The 20,327-nt window shown below is 72.9% G+C and carries 19 protein-coding genes; 9 read left to right on the top strand and 10 right to left on the bottom strand.

Features of this window, described 5'->3' with window-relative positions:
- Window positions 1-223 precede the first annotated feature (223 nt).
- Window positions 224-1,666: an amidase gene (locus ACIBK8_RS27475; protein WP_399044540.1), complete on the top strand. Its 1,443-nt coding sequence runs from the start codon at window positions 224-226 to the stop codon at window positions 1,664-1,666.
- Between the two features lie 49 nt (window positions 1,667-1,715).
- On the opposite strand, the gene soxR is transcribed toward ACIBK8_RS27475, so the two are convergent.
- Window positions 1,716-2,321, bottom strand: coding sequence for a redox-sensitive transcriptional activator SoxR (soxR, locus tag ACIBK8_RS27480; RefSeq protein WP_399044541.1), 606 nt, complete (start codon window positions 2,319-2,321; stop codon window positions 1,716-1,718).
- A gap of 166 nt (window positions 2,322-2,487) precedes the next feature.
- Between soxR and ACIBK8_RS27485 the strand changes: the two genes are divergently transcribed.
- The gene (locus ACIBK8_RS27485; RefSeq protein WP_399044542.1) at window positions 2,488-2,949 is read left to right on the top strand and encodes a MaoC family dehydratase; all 462 of its coding nucleotides are present in this window, start codon (window positions 2,488-2,490) and stop codon (window positions 2,947-2,949) included.
- Between the two features lie 89 nt (window positions 2,950-3,038).
- On the opposite strand, the gene ACIBK8_RS27490 is transcribed toward ACIBK8_RS27485, so the two are convergent.
- Window positions 3,039-3,668, bottom strand: a complete 630-nt coding sequence (locus ACIBK8_RS27490) for a TetR/AcrR family transcriptional regulator (protein ID WP_399044543.1) — start codon at window positions 3,666-3,668, stop codon at window positions 3,039-3,041.
- Window positions 3,669-3,820: 152 nt separating this feature from the next.
- On the opposite strand from ACIBK8_RS27490, the gene ACIBK8_RS27495 reads away from it, so the two are divergent.
- Together ACIBK8_RS27495 and ACIBK8_RS27500 are read left to right on the top strand one after the other, a co-directional pair.
- Window positions 3,821-4,462 (top strand): TetR/AcrR family transcriptional regulator, encoded by a 642-nt coding sequence (locus ACIBK8_RS27495; protein ID WP_399044544.1) that lies wholly within the window; start codon window positions 3,821-3,823, stop codon window positions 4,460-4,462.
- Between the two features lie 239 nt (window positions 4,463-4,701).
- Window positions 4,702-5,691 (top strand): urea transporter, encoded by a 990-nt coding sequence (locus tag ACIBK8_RS27500; protein ID WP_399044545.1) that lies wholly within the window; start codon window positions 4,702-4,704, stop codon window positions 5,689-5,691.
- Window positions 5,692-5,746: 55 nt separating this feature from the next.
- Here ACIBK8_RS27500 and ACIBK8_RS27505 read toward each other — a convergent pair whose 3' ends face one another.
- The 4 genes from ACIBK8_RS27505 to ACIBK8_RS27520 form a co-directional block, all read right to left on the bottom strand.
- Window positions 5,747-6,829, bottom strand: coding sequence for a Zn-dependent alcohol dehydrogenase (locus ACIBK8_RS27505; protein ID WP_399044546.1), 1,083 nt, complete (start codon window positions 6,827-6,829; stop codon window positions 5,747-5,749).
- Window positions 6,830-6,891: 62 nt separating this feature from the next.
- Entirely contained in the window at window positions 6,892-8,286 is a 1,395-nt protein-coding gene (locus tag ACIBK8_RS27510) for an aldehyde dehydrogenase family protein (protein WP_399044547.1), read from the bottom strand.
- 127 nt (window positions 8,287-8,413) lie between these two features.
- Complete coding sequence (locus ACIBK8_RS27515; protein ID WP_399044548.1) at window positions 8,414-9,805, bottom strand: CitMHS family transporter; 1,392 nt, start codon at window positions 9,803-9,805, stop codon at window positions 8,414-8,416.
- Between the two features lie 119 nt (window positions 9,806-9,924).
- Window positions 9,925-10,611 carry a TetR/AcrR family transcriptional regulator gene (locus ACIBK8_RS27520; protein WP_399044549.1) on the bottom strand — a complete coding sequence of 229 codons (687 nt, stop codon included), beginning with the start codon at window positions 10,609-10,611 and terminating at the stop codon, window positions 9,925-9,927.
- 228 nt (window positions 10,612-10,839) lie between these two features.
- Here ACIBK8_RS27520 and hmgA point away from each other — a divergent pair, with 228 nt between their 5' ends.
- Complete coding sequence (gene hmgA, locus ACIBK8_RS27525; RefSeq protein WP_399044550.1) at window positions 10,840-12,174, top strand: homogentisate 1,2-dioxygenase; 1,335 nt, start codon at window positions 10,840-10,842, stop codon at window positions 12,172-12,174.
- A gap of 35 nt (window positions 12,175-12,209) precedes the next feature.
- Complete coding sequence (locus ACIBK8_RS27530; protein WP_399044551.1) at window positions 12,210-12,959, top strand: GntR family transcriptional regulator; 750 nt, start codon at window positions 12,210-12,212, stop codon at window positions 12,957-12,959.
- Between the two features lie 34 nt (window positions 12,960-12,993).
- Here ACIBK8_RS27530 and ACIBK8_RS27535 read toward each other — a convergent pair whose 3' ends face one another.
- A complete protein-coding gene (locus ACIBK8_RS27535; RefSeq protein WP_399044552.1) occupies window positions 12,994-14,355 on the bottom strand; it encodes an MFS transporter in 1,362 nt (453 codons plus the stop codon).
- 213 nt (window positions 14,356-14,568) lie between these two features.
- Between ACIBK8_RS27535 and ACIBK8_RS27540 the strand changes: the two genes are divergently transcribed.
- A complete protein-coding gene (locus ACIBK8_RS27540) occupies window positions 14,569-15,819 on the top strand; it encodes a type ISP restriction/modification enzyme (RefSeq protein ID WP_399044553.1) in 1,251 nt (416 codons plus the stop codon).
- Window positions 15,820-15,837: 18 nt separating this feature from the next.
- On the opposite strand, the gene ACIBK8_RS27545 is transcribed toward ACIBK8_RS27540, so the two are convergent.
- The 3 genes from ACIBK8_RS27545 to ACIBK8_RS27555 all read right to left on the bottom strand — a co-directional run bounded on the left by ACIBK8_RS27545 (window position 15,838) and on the right by ACIBK8_RS27555 (window position 18,164).
- A complete protein-coding gene (locus ACIBK8_RS27545) occupies window positions 15,838-16,584 on the bottom strand; it encodes a TetR/AcrR family transcriptional regulator (protein WP_399044554.1) in 747 nt (248 codons plus the stop codon).
- 265 nt (window positions 16,585-16,849) lie between these two features.
- Window positions 16,850-17,113, bottom strand: coding sequence for a hypothetical protein (locus tag ACIBK8_RS27550; RefSeq protein WP_227048504.1), 264 nt, complete (start codon window positions 17,111-17,113; stop codon window positions 16,850-16,852).
- A gap of 244 nt (window positions 17,114-17,357) precedes the next feature.
- Window positions 17,358-18,164 (bottom strand): SGNH/GDSL hydrolase family protein, encoded by an 807-nt coding sequence (locus tag ACIBK8_RS27555; protein ID WP_399044555.1) that lies wholly within the window; start codon window positions 18,162-18,164, stop codon window positions 17,358-17,360.
- Window positions 18,165-18,402: 238 nt separating this feature from the next.
- Here ACIBK8_RS27555 and ACIBK8_RS27560 point away from each other — a divergent pair, with 238 nt between their 5' ends.
- Together ACIBK8_RS27560 and ACIBK8_RS27565 are read left to right on the top strand one after the other, a co-directional pair.
- Window positions 18,403-19,515 (top strand): DUF5925 domain-containing protein, encoded by a 1,113-nt coding sequence (locus tag ACIBK8_RS27560; protein WP_399044556.1) that lies wholly within the window; start codon window positions 18,403-18,405, stop codon window positions 19,513-19,515.
- An 85-nt stretch (window positions 19,516-19,600) separates the two neighbouring features.
- Window positions 19,601-20,101: a peptidylprolyl isomerase gene (locus ACIBK8_RS27565; protein WP_399044557.1), complete on the top strand. Its 501-nt coding sequence runs from the start codon at window positions 19,601-19,603 to the stop codon at window positions 20,099-20,101.
- Window positions 20,102-20,327: the final 226 nt, after the last annotated feature.

Here is a 20,327-nt window from a genome sequence, read left to right on the forward strand (position 1 = left end):
GACCGCCCCCGGATCGTGCCACGCCCACGCCCCGGCGTGCCGTCGGGCACCGCCCGGCGTCCGCCACGCACGGTCCCGGCCGCCGGTCCCCCACGCCCCGGCGGGGGCTTTACGAACCCGCCGGGAGCTGAAACAACTGTTCACGGGCCGTCCCGCACCGGCGGCGGCCCGACCGCCGGTGCGGCAGCAGGGCCGCACGGGCACGCGCGAGAGGGTGGAGTCCATGGCCGAACTGCACGATCTGACCGCTCTGGAACAGGCCGGGAACATCAGATCGGGGGCGCTCTCCCCCGTCGAACTGACCGAGCACTACCTCGCGCGGATCGAGCGGCTCGACGACACACTCGGGGCGTTCCTCACCCGCACCCCGGAGATCGCCCGCAAGCAGGCGGCCGAGGCCGAGAACGAGGCCACCGCCGCCCGCAGGGAGGGCCGCGCGCTGCCGCCGCTGCACGGCGTTCCGGTGCCGGTGAAGGACCTGTCCCAGGTCGCCGACGTGCGCTGCACGATGGGCTCGCGCGCGTTCGCCGACCACATCGCCCCGGTGGACGACCACGTCGTCGGCAAGCTCCGCGCGGCCGGCACCATCCTGCTCGGCAAGACCAACACCCCCGAATTCGGCCTCCCCTGCTACACCGAGAACGCCCTGGCGCCGCCCGCCCGCACCCCCTGGGACCTGGAGCGGTCGGCGGGCGGTTCGAGCGGTGGCGCGGCAGCCGCCGTCGCCGGTGGCCTGGCGCCGCTCGCGCACGCGTCCGACGGCGGCGGTTCGATCCGCATCCCGGCGGCGGCCTGCGGCCTGTTCGGCATCAAGCCGAGCCGCGGCCGGGTCAGTTCGGGCCCTGTGCTGCACGACATCACCGGCCTGAGCACGTCGGGGCCCCTGGGCCGCACGGTCGCGGACACCGCGACGCTGCTCGACGTCCTGTCGGGCCCGATGCCGGGCGACCCGTACACCGCGCCCGCGCTGCCGCCCGGCGAGACCTTCGCCGCGCAGGCGGGACGCGACCCCGGGCGGCTGCGCATCGCGGTGCTCGCGGACGCCCCCGTCCCCGGCGTCGAGGTGCACGACGACTGCCGGGCCGCCGTCGCCGGGACCGCCGCGCTGCTCTCGGACCTCGGCCATCAGGTCGAGGAGCTGTCACTGCCCGCCGACGACGGCCTGCTGCACTCCTTCACCCGCGTCTGGTCGGTGATGGCGGCGCTGCGCCCGGTGCCGCCGGAGCACGAGGAGCTGCTGCTGCCGCTCACCCGCCATCTGCGCGAGCGCGGCGGCACGGTGCAGGGGACCGACCTCGCGGGCGCGCTGCACGCGTTCCGGATGCTCGCCCAGACCGTCGCGGACGGCCTGATGCCGCCCGGCGGCGGATACGACATGATCCTCTCGCCGACGGTCGCCGCACCGGCCCCGAAGATCGGCGCGCTGCGCAACGACGCCGATCCCCGCGCCGAGTTCGCCGCCATAGGCGCGTTCACCCCGTTCGCGGCGCTCTACAACGCCACCGGTCAGCCCGCGATCAGCGTGCCGCTGCACTGGACCGACAGCGGCCTGCCGATCGGCGTGATGTTCGGGGGCCGGTACGGCGACGAGGCCGGGCTGATCGCCCTGGCGGCGCAACTGGAGCAGGCCAGGCCCTGGGCGGCGCGCAAGCCGGCACTGTGGTGACCGGCCCGCGGCCCTGCCGCTCGACGGCGGCGGTCCCGGCCGCCGCCGCTCAGGGCTCGCACGGCTGAGCCGCGTCCCCGGGTGCGGCGCACGGCCCTGCGGTCGACGGTCCGGCGGAGCCGTCCGCCGGACCCTCGCCGCCCGCGGCCCGCCGTCCGTCCCGTGCCCCCTTGCCCGCGGTCACGGGGTCCGTGGCGGTCCGGTCGACGCGCAGCCGCTGCGCGCCGGGCCCCTGTATGCCGAGGTTGTCGTAGGGGTTGGACAGCGCGCAGCGCTCCAGCGAGAGGCAGCCGCAGCCGATGCAGTCGGTCAACCGGTCCCGCAGTTCGACGAGTTGGCTGATCCGCTCGTCGAGTTCGGAGCGCCACACCTCGGAGAGCCTGGCCCAGTCCTCGTGGTTGGGTGTGCGCTCGTCGGGCAGTTCGGCGAGCGCGTCCCTGATCACCGCGAGCGGGATCCCGACCCGCTGCGCGGCCCGCACGAAAGCGACCCTGCGCAGCGCGTCACGGGTGTAGCGGCGCTGGTTGCCCGAGGTGCGGGTGCTGCTGATCAGCCCCTTGGACTCGTAGAAATGCAGCGCGGACACCGCGGCCCCGCTGCGTGCGGAGAGCTGGCCGACGGTGAGTTCATGAACCTTGAACGGAAGCTGGGGCACGGTCCCAACCCTAGGTCCTGTCGTCGAGACCCCGCCGTCCGCCCGGATGCCCCGCATCCGTTGACAGCGGGCGCCCGCACTCAGCATGCTGAGCAAGCGCTTAGTAAGCGTACGGACGCGGCGGAGCGGGTGTCCGGCGCACGGATCCTTCAGGAGGCAGACGGAGATGGCAGAGCCCCGAGTGTTTGGATCGCTCGACGAGCTGCGGGCCGCGGTCGGCGAGGACCTGGGCACCAGCGACTGGCTGGAGATCGACCAGAAGCGGATCGATCTGTTCGCGGAGGCCACCGGCGATCACCAGTGGATCCACGTCGACGAGGAGAAGGCCGCGGCCGGACCGTTCGGCACCACCATCGCGCACGGCTACCTGACACTGTCGCTGCTGCCCGCGCTCGTCCCGCAGCTGATGCGCGTCGACAACGTCAAGATGGGGATCAACTACGGCACGAACAAGGTGCGTTTCCCCGCCACCGTCCCGGTCGGCTCCCGGCTGCGCGCCACCGCCAGGATCGCCGAGGTCACCGAGGTGCCCGGGGGCGTGCAGCTCACGACGACGGTGACGATCGAGCGCGAGGGCGGCGACAAGCCGGTCTGTGTCGCCGAGGCGGTCAGCCGCTTCTACCTCTGATATCTCTGAGCCGCACCGTGCGGCACGTCGGACGGGCGTGCCGCACGGTCGTGCGCGCACCTCCGGTGACCGCGTCCGCACGGCCGCGCTCACACCGCGTCGGCGCCCACCATCCGCAGCACCAGGTCCGCGTAGAGCGCGCCGACCTCGTCGGGGGTGCGCGGCCCGTCGGCGGCGAACCACCGGGCGACGTCCACGCACAGCGACAGCACGGCGAGCGTGGTGCCCGGCACGTCGTCGGCCTTGAACTCCCCGCTGTCCGCGCCGTCCTGGATGATCTGGCGCAGCAGCCGGTCGGTGCTGCGGCGCAGGCCGGTGATCTCGGCGTAGTGCTCGGGGCTCAGCGCCTGGAGTTCGTACTGGATGACCCGGGCGGTGGTGTGGTGTTCGGCGTGCCAGCGGGCGAAGGTCCGCACCGCGCCGGTCAGCCGCTCGGTGGCGCTGCCGCCCGCACCGGCCGCCGCGTCCATGATGCGCAGCGCCTTCTCGTGGCCGATGCCGCTGATGCGGTAGAGCAGCTCTTCCTTCGTCTTGTAGTGGATGTAGAGCGCGGCGGGGCTCATCCCGGCCCGTCCTGCGATGTCGCGTGTGGTGGTGGCGTGATAGCCGCGCTCGGCGAACGCCTCGACGGCGGCGCCGACCAGCCGCCGCGCGGCATCCGGCGTCACATCGGCCCACTCCTCGCCGGTCTGTGCCGCCTCCTGCGCCTCCGTGTCCATCGCGCACCCCGCTTCTCGACCCGCCGCGGGCCTTCCGCCGACGGATCGCACACGATACCGCGCCACTGAGCGCACGCTTAGGAAGCGCGGACGGCGGCCCGGCCGTGATTAGCGCTGCTAGTTTTCCGTCGGCGGCCCTTACCATGTGCGGCATGGCCCGACCCCGCAAGCCCCTGCTGAGCCGCGAGCGCATCGTCACCACCGCGCTGGCCCTCATCGACGCGGAAGGGCTCCCGGCGCTCTCCACCCGGCGGCTGGCCGCGGAACTCGGGGTGAGCGGGCCCTCGCTCTACAACCACTTCACCACCAAGGACGAGATCCTCGACGCGGTCGCCGACACGGTCATCGCGCAGGTCGACGTCTCGGCGTTCGCGACCGGCGACTGGCGGGCCGGGCTGCTCGGCTGGGCCCGCTCCTACCGTGCGGCGCTCGCCGCCCACCCGCACGTCGTGCCGTTCCTTGCACAGGGCCCCGGCCGCCGCCCCGCCGGGCTGAAGATGGCCGACGCGGCCTTCGGCGGCATGGTCGACGCGGGCTGGCCCCCGGGGGCGGCGACCCGGATCTGCGCGATGGTCCGCTACTTCGTGGCCGGCTCCGCCCTCGGCTCGTTCGCCCGCGGCTTCGTCGACGACCCGGGCGCCTACGACCCCGCGGACTACCCCCATCTCGGCCAGGCCCACCTCCTCCCCGACCATCAACGCCAGGTCGACGAGGGGGCGTTCGACGCCGGGCTGCTCGCGCTGGTCGACGGGCTCGCGCTGCGCCACCCCGGTCTCGCCCCGCCGGGCCGGTAGCGCCACGGCCGCACCCTGCGGCGCCGGAGCCGGAGCCGGTCCGTGCGGCGAGGCCACCGGCCACAACACCCCACCCTTACCTGCCCTTTGCTGTCGCATTACCGACAGACCTCCCGTACCCGTCGAACCTCTATGGCCCCACACGTATCCCCGCACCCCACCCGTAACACCCCTAGGTCATAGATGTAGAGTGCACCAGTCCCTGACGGGCAGGGGCAGCGTCAGGGAGCGGAGGCGCCATGCGCCAGCTGACAGCGGCCACGAGCCGTGACACCACGGGGCGTTGGCAGCCCTTCGCCGCCGAAGTGCTGCGCGGCCAGGCACAGGTGGACTTCCTGCCGAGCGCGCTCGCCGGCGCCATCTTCTCCGTCGCGCTGTTCGCCGCCGGCTGGGAGTACGGCGTCTACGGCCTCGTCGGCACGGCGGTCGGCACGGCCACCGCCCGGCTGCTGGGCGTCACCGAGAGCCGGGTCACCGCCGGTCTCGAAGGGTTCAACTCCTGCCTGGTATCGGTCGGTTTCGCGGTCTTCCTCGGCGCCGGCCACTTCTCGACCGTGCTGCTCGCGCTCGCCGGCAGCGCGGTGACCACCGTCGTCACCGGCGCCGTCGCACGGGTACTGGCCACCTGGGACCTGCCGACCTTCACCCTCCCGTACTGCCTGATGGCGAGCGCCATGACGATCGGGGCGCCCGGCTTTGAACGGGTCTGGCACCACGGCACGGGCCTGGCCACCCTGACCCACCCCGCGGGCGGCCCGACCGCACTCAGCCCGACCGATCTGTGGCACGCCTTCTTCGCCAACTTCGCCCAGATCTTCTTCATGCCGCAGTGGTACGTCGGGCTGATCTTCCTGATCGGTATCTTCGCGGCCAGCCGCCTCGCCGGTGTGCTGGCCTGCGTGGGCAGCGCGGTGGGCATCCTCACCTCCTGGGTGCTGGGCGCGCCCGCAGCGGAGGTGGCCGAGGGCACCATGGGCTACAACGCGGTGCTGGTCGCGATGGGCCTGTGCGGGGTCTTCCTCGTCGCCGACGCCTGGAGCCTGGGCTACGCGGTGGCAGGCGCGGTCGCGGCCACCGGACTGAGTTCGGCGATGGCCGCGCTCTTCGCACCGTCCGGCGGCCACACCTTCACCTGGCCGTTCGTCCTGGTCACGATGGTCTTCCTGGTGGCGGCGCCGGCCTTCCCGCGGCTGCGCAGAACCACGGCCGCACCGGCGGACGCCGCCTGAGCGCACCGCCCCGCGCGGCCACCCGTCCGTACCCGGCTCCGTACCCGGTCCCGGCTCAGTACACGATCAGGGCCCGGCCGCCGCGGCCCGCGAGCATCGCGTCGAAGGCGTCCGGGATGCCGTCCAGGCCGATCCGTTCGGTGACCAGCGCGGAGAGGTCGAGCGCGCCGCTGCGGACGTGCTCCGCGATGACCGGCAGGTCCCGGGCGGGATCGCTGTTGCCGTAGACACAGCCGGACAGCGTGCGGCCGAAGTAGAAGAGTTCCAGCGCCGAGAAGGTCACCTGCTGGTCCTGGCCGCCGATGCCGACGACGGTGGTCCGTCCGCCGCGCCGGGTGGACGACCAGGCGGTACGGATGGTCTGCGCGCGGCCGACGCACTCCACGGCGACGTCGGCGCCCTGCCCGCCGGTCAGCTTGCGGATGCGTTTGGCGGTGTCGTCGCCGGCCACCACGAACTCGGTGGCGCCCGCCGAGCGGGCCAGCTCCTCCTTCTCCGCCGAGACGTCCACCGCCACGATCGGGCCCGCGCCCGCGATCCGGGCCGCCTGGAGCGTGGCCAGGCCGACCCCGCCGGCGCCGAACACCGCGACCGACTCACCGGCCCGCACCCGGGCGCTGTGGTGCACCGCGCCCCAGCCGGTCAGCACGGCGCAGCCGAGCAGCGCGGCGTCGACCGGCGGCACACCGTCCGGCAGCGGCAGCGCGGCCCGCGCGGGCACCACCGTCTCCTCCGCGAAGGCCGCGGTGCCGAGGCCCGGGTAGAGCGCGCTGCCGTCGGCGGCGAGCGTGGCGTACGGGACCTCGGCCGCGGCGCCCGCACGGGCACAGAGCCAGGGCTCGGCGATGCCGCAGAAGTGGCACTCGCCGCAGGACGGCGCCCAGTTGAGGATCACCTGGTCGCCGGTGGCCACCCGCGTCACCCCCTCACCGACGGCGGTGACCGTGCCCGCGCCCTCGTGCCCCAGAACGGCGGGCGCGGGCTGGCGCAGTGTGCCGTTGGAGAGCGAGAGGTCGGAGTGGCAGACACCGGCAGCGGCGAGCCGGATCCGCACCTGCCCGGGGCCGGGTTCCGGCAGGTCGATGTCGGTGAGCTGCAACGGCGCGTTGACGGCGGGCAGGACGGCGGCGCGGACCACGGGTTCTCCTCGGTGCACGGACGGGCGGGAAGGGCGGCGGGCGAGACGGGCGCGGTGCCCGCTCAGAACTGCAGCGACTTCGTCTGGAGGTACTCGGCCAGGCCGTGCGGGCCCAGCTCCCTGCCGATGCCGGACTGCTTGTAACCGCCGAACGGGGCGAGCGGGTTGAACCGGCCGCCGTTGATGTCGACCTGCCCGGTCTCCAGGCGGCGGGCGAAGGCGACGGCCTCCGCCTCGTCGCCCGCCCAGACCGCGCCCGCCAGTCCGTAGACCGTGCCGTTGGCGATGCGGACGGCGTCGTCCTCGTCCTCGTAGCGCAGGATCGACAACACGGGTCCGAAGATCTCCTCCTGCGCGATGGTCATGCCGGGGGTGACGTCGGCGAAGACGGTCGGGGAGACGTAACAGCCCTCCGGGCGGGGCGCTTCGGGGCCGCCCGCGACGAGCCGGGCGCCCTCGGCGATGCCCTGCTCGATGTAGCCGCGCACCCGGCTCTGCTGCGCGGCGTTGACCACGGGCCCGATCCGCTCGCCCGGTACGTACTTCGCCGCTGCCGCCGCGGCCAGTTCCACGGCCTCGTCGTAGTGGTCCGTGTGGACCAGCATCCGGGTCCAGGCGCTGCACGTCTGGCCGGAGTTGGACATCACGTTGGCGACGCCGACGGCGACCGCCCTGCCGAGGTCGGCGCTCGGCAGGATCACGTTGGCCGACTTGCCGCCCAGCTCCAGCGCGACCCGTTTGACGGCCGCGCCCGCCAGTGCGCCGATCTTCCTGCCGACGGCGGTGGAGCCGGTGAAGGACACCAGGTCCACCCCCTCGTGCCCGGCGAGCGCGGCCCCGGCGTCCGGGCCGAGCCCCGTGACGAGGTTGAAGACACCGGCGGGCACCCCCGCGGCGTCGGCGCACTCGGCGAACAGCTGGGCGACCAGCGGGGTGTCCTCGGCGGGTTTGAGCACGACCGTGCAGCCCGCCGCGAGCGCCGGGGCGACCTTGGCGACGATCTGGTGCAGCGGGTAGTTCCAGGGGGTGATCGCCCCGACCACGCCGACCGGTTCGAGCAGCACCGTCGAATTGCCGATGCGCTCGTCGAAGGCGTACGAGGCGGCCAGTTCGGCGTACGAGGCGCAGACCGCGACGGGCGCTCCGGCGTGCACCGCCCGGCTGAAGGCGAGCGGTGAGCCCAGCTCCGCCGTGACCGTCTCGGCGATCTCTTCGGCGCGGGCGGCGAGTTGGCCGTGCAGCGCGGACAGCACGGCGGCGCGGTCGGCGGGCGCGGTGGCGGCCCAGCCGGGCAGGGCGGCGCGGGCGGCCAGGACGGCGGTGTCGATGTCCCGGGCCGATCCGGCGGGGACGGTGGCGATGACCTTCCCGTCGGCCGGGCCGACGACCTCGATCGTGCCGCTGCCCTCCGCGGGCCGCCAGCTTCCGTCGATGTACATCCCGTCGTGCTGCTTCACGTCGTGGTCCTCCCGGGCCTGCTGGTGGGCGTCACCCCAAACTAGCGCCGGTAGTTTTCCGGCGCCAGGGCATCCGGGCACGGGCTGCCGCGGACCGCCCGTACGCGGCCGTCTCTGTCGACAGGGCCTAGACGATGCCGAACAGCAGGCCGGCGCAGAGGATGACCAGGGAGGTCAACGCGGCCCATTTGATGGTGAATTTGGTGTGGTCGCCGAATTCGACCTTGGCCATGCCGATGAGCACGAAGACCGCGGGGACCAGCGGGCTGGACATGTGCAGGGGCTGCCCGACGAGGGAGGCGCGGGCGATCTCGACGGGGGCGATGCCGTGGGCGGCGCCGGCCTCGGCGAGGATCGGCACGATGCCGAAGTAGAAGCCGTCGTTGGACATCAGGTAGGTCAGCGGGACGCTCAGGATGCCGGTGACCAGGCCCATGTGCGGGCCGAGCGCGTCGGGGACGTTGCCGACCAGCCAGTGCGCCATGTGGTCGACCATGCCGGTGCCGGTGAGCACGCCGGTGAAGACGGCGGCGGCGAAGACCATGCCGGAGACGTTCAGGACGTTCTCGGCGTGCGCGGCGATGCGGGCCTTCTGGTCCGTCATCCGCGGGAAGTTGACGGTCAGCGCGAGGGCGGCGCCGAGCAGGAAGAGCACCGGGATCGGCAGGGTCTGGAGGATCAGCAGGGTGAGCAGCGCGAGGGTGAGCGCGGCGTTGAACCAGTAGAGCCGGGGGCGCAGGGTGGCGCGTCGCGGATCGAGGCCCTGGAAGCCCTCGTCCGGGGCGCCCGGGGCGTCGCCCGCGCCACCGGTCGTCGTGGCCGCGGTGCCGGCGCCGGGCGTGGCGCCACCCGCGGTCACCAGGGCCTGCGCGGGCTCGTCGGCATCGGCGGTGCCGAGCGTCAGCACGCCGAGCCGCTTGCGCTCGCGGCGGCCGAGCACGTAGGCGAGGGCGAGGACCGCGGCCATGCCGCAGGCGAGCGCCGGGATCATCGGGACGAAGACGTCGCCCGCGTCGAGCTTGAGAGCGGTGGCGACGCGGGCGGTCGGGCCGCCCCAAGGGAGGGTGTTCATCACGCCGTTGGCGGTGGCGGCGACGCCGGTCATGACCACCAGGCTCATTTTCAGCCGGCGGTAGAGCGGGTACATCGCCGAGACGGTGATCATGAAGGTGGTGGAGCCGTCGCCGTCGAGCGAGACGACCGCGGCGAGCACCGCGGTGCCGACCACGATCCGCAGCGGGTCCGCCTTGCAGAACCGCAGGATGCCCCGGACGACCGGGTCGAACAGGCCGACGTCGATCATCACGCCGAAATAGATGATGGCGAACATCAGCATCGCGGCCGTGGGGGCCAGATCGCCGATGCCCTTGACGACGTAGTCGCCGAGGTGCGCGCCCTGCCCGACCAGGACGCAGAACAGCGCCGGGATGAGCACGAGCGCTGCCATCGGCGACATCTTCTTCATCATGATCAGCACCAGGAAGGTGGCGATCATGACAAATCCGAGGATTGTCAGCATGGGGTACCTCACGTTCGCCCTTGAACACCCGCCAGGGATGGCGGTCGAGGTGACGTTAGGTGGCTGAAACTTGCGTTAACAAGGTCTTGACGTGCGAGCAATACGAGCAAAACACCAGGTCACGCAGGAAGGTGTGGTTCCGCGCCGGGCGGCGGCCCCTCCGGCGTCCCGGCACCCGCCCCTCGCGGCGTCTCCTCGCCGCCCAGATAGCGCCCCAGGTAGGAACGCAGCAACTCCTTCGTCTGGGTGACGATTGCCGGGTCGCCGTCGGGATCCACCCGGAAGGCGAGCTGGAGCAGGGCGTCCGCCGCCTCCACCCCGACGAGGAAGGCGGTCCGCAGCCGCTCGTCGGCCGCGTCCACGCCGAGCCGCCCGGCGAGCAGGCCCAGCAGCCGGTCGGCGACCGCGTAGTTGGCCTGCCGGGACTCGCGCGGCGCGGGGACGGTGAACTCGACGAGGGCGAAGCCGGGCACGGTCCGCTTCATGGCGAGGTATTCGTCGACCACCACGTCCATCGCACGGCGCCAGGCGACCGGCCCGCCCGGGTCGGCCAGCTCCCGGGTGATGCGGTCCGCGTAGCTGTCGAGATTGCGGCCTGCCAGCGCCTCGGCCATCGCCCGCTTGTTGGGGAAGAAGCGGTAGACGGAGCCGATCGGGACCTCGGCGCGGCCGGCCACGGCACGGGTGCTGAGGCCCTCGTACCCGGTCTCCTCCAGCACCTCGGCGCAGGCGTCGAGGATGCGGGCGAGGCGCTGGGCGCTGCGGCGCTGGACGGGGACGCGGCGGAGCGGACTGGGCTGCTGCACGGTCCCATCCTGCCCGCCGGGCGGGCGGGCCGACACGGTCGGATGCCGGTGCCGCACGGCGGTTCGCGGCCGGGGGCTGCGGTACGGGGGCCGGGATGGCGCACTGTGGGGCGTCGGCCGGGAGCCGGGCGCCGATATCCGGCCACGTGGGCCGGGAGTCTCCGTTGACGGCCTCCGGACTCAATCCTAATGTCTTGCATAGGATTCCTTGAGCGGCGGGAGCGCGCGATGACAGGCACAGGCACACAGCGGACAGGGAAGACCACCGGAGCGCCGGATGACCTGTCGTACGCCACCGGATTCGGCAACGAACACAGCTCGGAAGCCGTCCCCGGCGCACTGCCCGAAGGCCGCAACTCCCCGCAGCGCGCCCCCTTGGGCCTGTACGCCGAGCAGCTCAGCGGCTCGGCCTTCACCGAACCGCGCAGCCACAACCGCCGGTCCTGGCTCTACCGCATCCGCCCGTCGGCCGCGCACCCGCCGTTCGTCCGCGCCGCGCAGCACGCGGTCCGCTCGGCGCCGTTCACCGACTGCGCCGCCGACCCCAACCGGCTGCGCTGGAACCCGCTCCCCGAGCCGTCAGGACCGGTCGACTTCCTGGACGGACTGTGGACGCTCGGCGGCAACGGCGACGCGACCCAGCGCACCGGTATGGCGGTGCATCTGTTTCACGCCAACTCCCCGATGACCGACCGGGTGTTCAGCGACGCGGACGGCGAGCTGCTGATCGTGCCGGAGCGCGGCGCGCTGCTGCTGCGCACCGAATTCGGCCTGCTGCGGGCCGCGCCCGGTGAGATCGCGCTGATCCCGCGCGGCGTCCGCTTCCGCGTCGAACTGCCGGACGGGAGCGCGCGCGGCTACGTCTGCGAGAACTACGGCCGCCCCTTCCAGCTGCCCGACCTCGGCCCGATCGGCGCCAACGGCCTGGCCAACGCCAGGGACTTCCGCGCCCCGGTGGCCGCGTACGAGGACGTGGAGCGGCCCGTCGAGGCCGTCAACAAGTTCTGCGGCAACCTCTGGTCCGCGACCTACGACCACTCCCCGCTCGACGTCGTCGCCTGGCACGGCAACCACGTCCCGTACGTCTACGACCTGCACCGTTTCAACGTCATCGGCTCGATCAGCTACGACCACCCGGACCCGTCGGTCTTCACGGTCCTCACCTCACCGTCGGACACCCCCGGCCTGGCCGGCGTGGACTTCGTCGTCTTCGCGCCGCGCTGGCTGGTCGGCGAGGACACCTTCAGGCCGCCCTACTTCCACCGCAACGTGATGACCGAGTACATGGGGCTGATCGAGGGCGCCTACGACGCCAAGGCGGAGGGCTTCGTGCCGGGCGGCGGGTCGCTGCACAACATGATGTCGGCGCACGGGCCCGACCGGGAGACCTATGACCGGGCGAGCACGGCCGAGCTGAAGCCGCAGAAGATCGACGACGGCCTGGCGTTCATGTTCGAGACCCGCTGGCCGCTGACCCTGACCGAACAGGCCCGCGACGCCGGACATCTCCAGCGCGGCTACGACGACGTGTGGCAGGGTCTCCAGCGCCACTTCCGCCCGTGACACCGGGCCACACTCTGCACACCGGGGAACGCTCTGTGACCACCTTCGCCCCCGACTCGCTCGCTCTGAACCGCAAGCTGCCGCTGTGGTACCAGATCTCGCAGTCGCTGCGCGCCTCCATACTGGGCCGCTCCCCCGACGCGCCGTTGCGCCTGCCGACCGAGGACGCGCTGGCCGTGCACTACGGCGTGAGCGTGCTGACCATGCGCCAGGCGCTCAAGGAGCTGGAGACGGAGGGCCTGATCAGCCGCCACCGGCGGCGCGGCACGTTCATCGAACCGAGCGCGCTGCGCGGCGCCCCGGTGCGGCTGCTGGGGTCGGTGGACGCCATCGTGGCCCAGCAGTCCGGTATGCGCAGCGAACTGCTGGAGCACGGCAGCACCCCCGTGCCGTCCGAACTGGCCGAGTACTTCCCCGACATGACGGAGGTGGCCGGCTACCGCAGGCTGCGCAGCGACGAGGAGACCGGCGAGCCGACCAACCACGCGCGCAACTACGTGCGGCCCGACATCGCGGCCCGTATCGACCTCGACGACCTGGCGCGCTGGCCCATGACCAAGGTGCTGCGGGACGCGGTGGGCATCCGCATCAGCCGGATCACCGACACCGTCGAGGCGCGGCTCGCCGACCCGGAGACCGCCAGACTGCTCCACGTACCGCTGCTCAGCCCGATCCTGCACTACACCGGCATCACGTACGACGAGGCGGGCCGGACGGTCGACGTCGCCCGGATCCACTACCGGGGCGACCGCTTCTCGTTCACGGTCACGATGGACGCCCACTGAGGCGGCGCGGCCCGGGAAGCCGCGCCGCGCCGCCTCAGATCCGCTCCAGGCTGCGTCCGGTCGAGCGCGGCCCGAACAGCGCCACGTCGAGGCAGAGCAGCACCATCAGCACGGCGGAGCCGGTGAAGACGCCGACCGCGCCGAGGTCGGTGAGCACGCTCAGCGCGATGAACGGCAGCACGACCGAGGTGAGCCGGGACAGCGAGTAGGCGATGCCGATGGCGCTGCTGCGCAGCCCGGTCGGGAAGATCTCGGTCTGGTAGACGTGGAAGGCGTTGGAGAAGACGTTGCTGCACACCGTCAGCAGGAAGCCGAAGGTGACGATGGCCCAGGGGACGGCGGCGAAGCCGAAGGCCAGGCCGCAGGCGGCGATGCCGAGCGCCGACGCGATGATCAGCGTCCGGCGCTCGATGCGGTCGATCAGGGGGATGGAGAGCGCCGCGCCGATCGGGTAGCCGCTGAAGCTGAGCGCCGCGTACAGCAGCGAATCGGTGACCGTGTACCCCTTGGCGGTGAGCACGACCGGGGCCAGCGAGCCGAAGCCGTAGTAGCCGACGGTCTGGAGCACCTGGAACACCCACCACATCAGCGTGCGCCGCCGCAGGTCACCGCGGAACATCTCGCGCAGCGGCACCCGCCGTTCGGGCACCGCGTCCGCCTCCGGAACGGACGGCAGCGTCCCGCCGCTCTCCCGCGCCACCTGCTCCTCGATGTCCCCCACGATCCGCTCCGCCTCCGCGTCGCGCCCCTGGACGGTGAGCCAGCGCGGCGATTCGGGGAGCCGGCTGCGCATCAGCTGGATGAAGACGGCACCCAGCGCGCCGGCGATCAGCAGCCAGCGCCAGCCGGCCATGCCCAGCACCTGGTGCGCGGCCACCAGCCGGGCGCCGAGCAGGGCGGCGACCGGGACGCCGACGAAGCCGAACGTGTAGGCGTACGCGACGTAGCGGCCACGCACCGCGCGCGGCAGGAACTCCGCGAGGTAGGTGTCCACCAGCACCAGTTCGGCGCCGAGCCCCAGACCCGCGAGGAAGCGCAGGACCAGCAGGGACGGGAGGTCGGGGGCGAACGCGGACAGCAGCGAGAAGAGGGAGTAGGCGCCGAGGTTGACCAGGAACATCCGGCGCCTGCCGAGCCGGTCGGCGAGCACCGACAGGACGTTCGCGCCGACGAACATGCCGAGGAACCCGGCGGCGATCACCCAGGACTTCGCGGCGTGCCCGAGGTGCCACTGTTCGGCGAGTACCGCGGCCAGCACCCCGCCGAGGAAGATCTCGTAGAGGTCGAAGAAGGCGCCGATGCCGACGATGAACGTGAGGCGGCGGTGCCAGCGCGAGGCCGGCAGCCTGTCGAGCCGCGCGGCGGCCCGGGTGCCGGCAACGGTGGTGTCCGTCAAGGCGGTCCTCCCCTGTGCAGATCCCGGCGCACACGGCGGAAGGCACCCGCCCGCACCGTGCCCTCCGGCGTACGGCGAGGACCGTACCTCTCAAGATCAGTTGGCGGAAGCCCGCACCGGTCCGGTGCCCGGCGCCCGGCGGGAGCCGAACGCGGCCCGGCCGGCCCTGGTTACGATGCCGGGGTCAACCGAACGGTCCGGGAGGGGCTCCGCGTGACGGCGAAGCAGGACGCGCCACGGCTGTCCGAACTGCTGCCCTGGTCCGTGGCGCCGCTGCGGCCAGGCCGCTCCTGGGTCATGGCGCCCGACCCCGCGGTGCTGCGCAGCCGCTGGAAGGCGCTGGTCGGTGCCGCGGACCCGGCCGAACGCGCCCGGCTCTTCCAGCCGTCCAGGGCCCGTACGCTGCACTCCGCCGTCGGCCAGCTCCCCGGCCAGGCCACCGCCACCGGGCGCCTCGCGCGGGCGGAAGGCGCCTGCCCCGAGCCGGTACGGATCGCCCACGGGCCCTTCGACCGGCAGTGGTTGCTGCCCGACCACCGGCTGCTGGACGCCGCGCGGCCGGAGTTGTGGCGGGTCGCCGACACCCACCAGCGCTTCGCCGTGGAGTGGGCACAGGTGCCGCAGGTGCCTGGCCCCGCCGTGGTGTGCTCCGCGGTGCTGCCCGACGGCCGCTCACCGGCCGGCCGCCCCGGCCGGATCCGCCCGCTGTACCGCAGGCCGGGCGGCCGGGAGCCGAACCTCGCGCCCGGCCTGTCCGGGCTGCTCGCCGACCGGCTGGGCCGCCGCGCCGACCCGGCCGACCTGCTCGCCTGGATCACCGCGTGCTGCCGGTACTCCCCCGAAGGCTGCGTGGTGCCGCTGACCGCGGACGGGGACCTCTGGGACCGGGGAGTCGCCCTGGGCGAGCGGCTGTTGTGGCTCCAGACCCGCGGCGCGCACGACCGCGGCGGCCCGGCGGGCGAGCGGCCCCGGATGCCCGGTGGCCGCCGCCCGTACGTACGCGCCGCGCTGCCCGCCCGCGGCCTTCCGCAGACCCTTGCCTACGACCCGGGCGAGGAGGCGCTGCTGCTCGGGACCGGCCGCATCGCGCCGGTGCCCGCCGGGGCCTGGGACTTCCACGCCGGCGGGGTGCGCGTCCTGGAGGCGTGGTTCGCCGCGCGGTCGGCCGCCGCACCGCCGGGCACGGAAGCGGACGAGGCGCCGGGCCTCGCGGCGCTGCGGCCGCCGGCCTGGCCGCAGGAGTGGACGTCGGAGCTGCTGGAGCTGATCACCGTCCTGGCACTGCTGGCCGAACTGGAGCCGCGTCGCGCGGAGTTGTGGCAGCGCACGGCGGACGGGCCGCGGATCGGCGCCGATGCGCTGCGGGCCGCCGGAATCCTGCCGCCCCCGGATGCCGCGCGCCGCCCGGCGTCGGTCCTTGACCACCAGGAGGAGGGCCCGGAGGGGCAGTTCGCGCTGCTGTGAGCGGGCGTGCCCGGCCGCTCACCGCCCCTTCGGCTCCGGCCCCGCAGGCCCCGCGTACCCGTCGAGCACCCGCCCGATCACCCGGTCGAAGACCTCGTCCGCGTCCACCGCTGGCACACTGCTGTGCGCGAACGCCCGCGCGACCCGCGGGTGCTGCCCATCGGCGACGACCCGGGCGAGGTACCCGGCCTGGGCGGCGCGGTGCTGTTCGACGGTGTGTCCTGACTCCTTGGCCCGCTCGGCGGCGGCGAGTTCGGACGAGGCGATGGAGATCACGGTGCCGTTGACCATCGAGATCAGCTCCAGCTTGAGCCCGTCGTCGAGCCCGCTGTCCGCCAGGGCCGCGAGGGCGAACTCCAGGTAGCGCAGGGCGTTGGGGCCGAGGAAGTTGTGCGACAGGACGGCACCGGCCATCCAGGGGTGACGGCGCATCATGGCCCGTTCCTGGTAGGCGAGTTGGCGCAGGTCGGCGCGCCAGTCGCCGGAGGGTTCGGCGGGCAGCTCGTACTCGCCGCCGACCAGGTCGACCATCAGGTCGACCAGGTCGCCCTTGCTCGGCACGTAGTTGTACAGCGACATCGTCGCGCAGCCCACCGCCGTCGCCACCCGGCGCATCGAGACCGCCGCGAGGCCGTCCGCGTCGGCGATGCGCACCGCGGCGGCGGCGATCTCCTCGCGGGTGAAGGCGGGACGGGGTCCGCGACCGGCACGCTCGGGGCGCGCCCAGATCACCTCGGGTCCGGCCGCGCGGCCGTTTGCTGCCATGGATCGATCACCTCACCCACCATCCTAGTTACGTACGCTGTACGTCGTGAGGTGTGGTGCCGGTACGCCTTCCACGAATACGGACACAACGGGCGCCGCCCGCGGCGCCGGGGTGGGGTCCGGGGCCGCGGGCGCACGCAAGAAAACCACCCGTCGCAGAGTACGGGTGGTGAAGGCGGGGAGCCGCCCCGGGCCTGGCGAGCGATCGGATCGCCGCGCCACGCCGGGACGGCGCGGTCGCCGGGGTGTCCGCCTCAGCCGCGGGTCAGCTGTGGCCGCCGAACAGCGAACGCCGCAGCCTGCGCAGCGGCGCGAACAGCGACACCCGTGCGCCGCGACTCCGCCTCGTACGCGAGTGGTCACGAGCCGTCAGCTCCTGCATCAGCGACGTCGCGCCCTGCGCCTCGCGCTGCGGGATGGCAGGGCCGCCCAGCACCGCGAGATGACGGTCGAGGCGCGCACTGGACGCACCGCTTTTGCATGTGATGGCAGGGACTCGCGCCCTGCTGCGCACTGTTATCTGTTCCATGACTCTCCCCACCCTACGAGGGCACCCGGCCCCGGGCAGGGTAACCCTATCTCTCCCGGAGGACACACGTGCAGACCGACCATCGGATTCACCTGCCCCGGCGTGACGTTGACGGACACCCTACGGAACCCCCGTACAAGGCTGCCACCAGGGCGAGTTGGCCCGCCATGACCCGGTTCCTGGTGGTTGACACGCAAGGGAGGGCCCGGACGGCAGGCCCTCCCCCGCGGCGGTGAGCGGCGGACTACACCGCGGATCCGAACACCGGAAGGTAGCCGTCCGACTGCCCGGTGGCGGTGGGGTGGTACGACTCGTCGACCGGGACCGTGACGCTGTGCAGCCACGGGTCGCCCGAGCAGAGTTCGTGGCCGGTGAAGGTGCTGTTGACGTCGGCGAAGCTGAAGCCGTGGTCGGCGGCGCGCTTGGCGGTGACGCCGTTGATGGTGTCGGCCGCACCGTTTATGGCACTGCGGGATTTCTCGGAGAGGCCGGCGGAGCAGCTGCCGCCGATCTTGTAGAAGTGCGGATAGCCGAGCACCACCACGTGCGCGGCCGGGGCCTTCTGCGTGATCGCGTCGTACACCCCGTCGAGCTGCCCCGGCAGTGTGCTGTTGATGTAGTCGACGGCCTTGGCCACCCGGTCGAGGCAGGCGCTCTCGCCCTGGAGGGCGCAGGTCGTCATGGTGTCGGCGAACCCGGCGTCGTTGCCGCCGATGCTGATGCTCACCAACCCGGTCGATGCGCTGAGCGGTCCGAGCTGACCGCCGGTCACATCGCCCGTGCGGGCGCCCGAGCACGCGACGAAGTCGAAGGACGAGGGGGAATGGGCGGCGGCCCACAGGGCGGGGTACGCCTTGGTGCTGCGTTTGCAGCTGCCGCTGCCGCTGTCGTAGCTGCCGGAGCCGACGCCGGCCGCGTAGGAGTCGCCGAGTGCCACATAGCCGGTGGCCAGGGGGCGTTCGGCGGATACGGCGGCGCTCGCGCCGGTCAGCGCGAGCGCCGTGGTGACGAAGAAGGCGGATGCCATCGCCGCAATACGGGACAGTCTCATGGAACCTCCCCAGAGGCAGGATCTCTGCCAACTCTGTGGTAGCAGGACTCACGAGTAACCGGAAGCGTTCATGTCAAAGATCGTCGAGAGTTCACGGCAAATCTGCCGATGCGTGGGGGTGTTCACCCACCGTCAGCGGCGCCCCCCACCCCTCCCGCACGCCCCATCCGCACCCGGCGCCGCCCCGCCGTCGCGATATTCCGTGTACGCGGCGGCCGGTCTGGCGGATCATGGCGGCATGAGTGCCGACCCCGTCCCGCCGAGCGCCGCCGAGAAGTCCGTGCCGCTCCGTCTGACCATGGACGACAGCGACTCGCCTTCCGACGTCGTCGACGCCCTGTTCCTGGGGCGGTTCGCCAACGGCGACCAGCCGTACGCCCGCAGCAGGTCGGTGGACAGGGTGAAGTCGGGCCACACCCTGCTGCCGCCGGGCAGCACGGTGCTCCGCTCGGCGCGCGACGACGACCGCAGCGCCACCCTCGCGGAGGGCGAGGGGTTCACGGTGCTGGTCTCACGCTGGAACCGCGGCGCGGACGTGACGGTCACCGCCGTCAGCGACCACCTCGCCGAAAAGGTGCTCGGCCAGGCCGCCGACGGCGCCGAGGACGAGCCGGAGCCGCAGCCGGAGAACGTCCCGATGGGCTTCTGGTACTTCTCGCCCCGCCGCGGTCCGCACCGCACCAGCCGGCAGATCTCGGCGGGCACCTGGGAGGAGATCCGCGGCAACTACACCGCCCCGGTGGCCGGCGCGCTGGACACCCTGATGAAAGTGGTCCCCGAGGAGATCGCCGGCCGGCTGCTGTTGCTGCACGGCCCGCCCGGCACCGGCAAGACCTCGGCGCTGCGCACCCTGGCCCGCTCCTGGCGCGACTGGTGCCAGGTGGACTGCGTACTCGACCCGGAGCGGCTGTTCAACGACGTCGGCTACCTCATGGACATCGCCATCGGCGAGGACGACAGCACGGGCAAGGGCCGCTGGCGGCTGCTCCTGCTGGAGGACTGCGACGAACTGATCCGCGGCGAGGCCAAGCACACCGCGGGCCAGGCGCTCTCCCGGCTGCTCAACCTCACCGACGGGCTGCTGGGCCAGGGCCGCAACGTCCTCGTGGGCGTCACCACCAACGAAGACCTCGAACGCATGCACCCCGCGGTGGTCCGCCCCGGCCGCTGCCTGGCCCGCATCGAGGTGGGCCCGCTGACCCACACCGAAGCGGTCGGCTGGCTCGGCACCGAAGAGGGGATCGGCCGGGAGGGCGCCTCCCTCGCCGAGCTGTACGCCCTGCGCCGCGGCAGCCGCCCGGCCTCCGTCCCGCCCCAGGACGCGGGCCGGGACGCCGGGCTGTACCTGTAGCCACCGCCCCGCCCTGTGGCGCCGCGCCCGCGGGTCGGGGCGACCACCCGCGGGCCGCGCCGGGCCGGGGTGCCACAATGCCTCCATGAGCACCGAGAACGTCTTCTTCGACATCACCATTGACGGCGAGCCCGCCGGGCGCATCGTCTTCAAGCTGTACGACGACATCGTCCCCAAGACCGCCAAGAACTTCCGCGAGCTGGCCACCGGCCAGCACGGCTTCGGCTACGCCGGCTCCAGCTTCCACCGCGTCATCCCGGAGTTCATGCTCCAGGGCGGCGACTTCACCCGCGGCGACGGCACCGGCGGCAAGAGCATCTACGGCGAGAAGTTCGCCGACGAGAACTTCCAGCTGAAGCACACCAAGCCGTTCCAGCTGTCGATGGCCAACGCCGGCAAGAACACCAACGGCTCGCAGTTCTTCATCACCACGATCGTCACCTCGTGGCTCGACGGCAAGCACGTCGTGTTCGGTGAGGTCGTCGAGGGCAAGGACCTGGTGACCCGCATCGAGTCGCTGGGCTCGCAGAGCGGCGCCACCAAGGGCAAGATCACGATCGCCGAGTCGGGCACCCTCCCCGCCTGACCCCCGGTACCACCCCGCTGAGGCCACGGGCCTCGGCCACCACGAGCGCGCTTCCCGGCCACCGGCAGGGAGGCGCGCTCGGTCGTTCTGCGGCGAACCCCGCACCCGGGCACGGGAGTTCCTCCCCCATAAGCCCGCAGAACGGACCGTAACGCGCCGAAGACCCCTCGGCGGAACGGCAGATGGGCCTCCACGGCACCTCGCGCTGGGCCCTCGAACGTTTTTC

This window comes from Streptomyces sp. NPDC050161, from assembly GCF_044460025.1.
GTDB lineage: Bacteria > Actinomycetota > Actinomycetes > Streptomycetales > Streptomycetaceae > Streptomyces.

Coding starts and splice junctions, on each gene's coding strand:
- ACIBK8_RS27475 (WP_399044540.1), top strand. CDS start 224: ATGGCCGAACTGCACGATCTGACCGCTCTGGAACAGGCCGGGAACATC.
- ACIBK8_RS27485 (WP_399044542.1), top strand. CDS start 2,488: ATGGCAGAGCCCCGAGTGTTTGGATCGCTCGACGAGCTGCGGGCCGCG.
- ACIBK8_RS27490 (WP_399044543.1), bottom strand. CDS start 3,668: ATGGACACGGAGGCGCAGGAGGCGGCACAGACCGGCGAGGAGTGGGCC.
- ACIBK8_RS27495 (WP_399044544.1), top strand. CDS start 3,821: ATGGCCCGACCCCGCAAGCCCCTGCTGAGCCGCGAGCGCATCGTCACC.
- ACIBK8_RS27500 (WP_399044545.1), top strand. CDS start 4,702: ATGCGCCAGCTGACAGCGGCCACGAGCCGTGACACCACGGGGCGTTGG.
- ACIBK8_RS27515 (WP_399044548.1), bottom strand. CDS start 9,805: ATGCTGACAATCCTCGGATTTGTCATGATCGCCACCTTCCTGGTGCTG.
- hmgA (WP_399044550.1), top strand. CDS start 10,840: ATGACAGGCACAGGCACACAGCGGACAGGGAAGACCACCGGAGCGCCG.
- ACIBK8_RS27545 (WP_399044554.1), bottom strand. CDS start 16,584: ATGGCAGCAAACGGCCGCGCGGCCGGACCCGAGGTGATCTGGGCGCGC.
- ACIBK8_RS27550 (WP_227048504.1), bottom strand. CDS start 17,113: ATGGAACAGATAACAGTGCGCAGCAGGGCGCGAGTCCCTGCCATCACA.
- ACIBK8_RS27555 (WP_399044555.1), bottom strand. CDS start 18,164: ATGAGACTGTCCCGTATTGCGGCGATGGCATCCGCCTTCTTCGTCACC.
- ACIBK8_RS27560 (WP_399044556.1), top strand. CDS start 18,403: ATGAGTGCCGACCCCGTCCCGCCGAGCGCCGCCGAGAAGTCCGTGCCG.
- ACIBK8_RS27565 (WP_399044557.1), top strand. CDS start 19,601: ATGAGCACCGAGAACGTCTTCTTCGACATCACCATTGACGGCGAGCCC.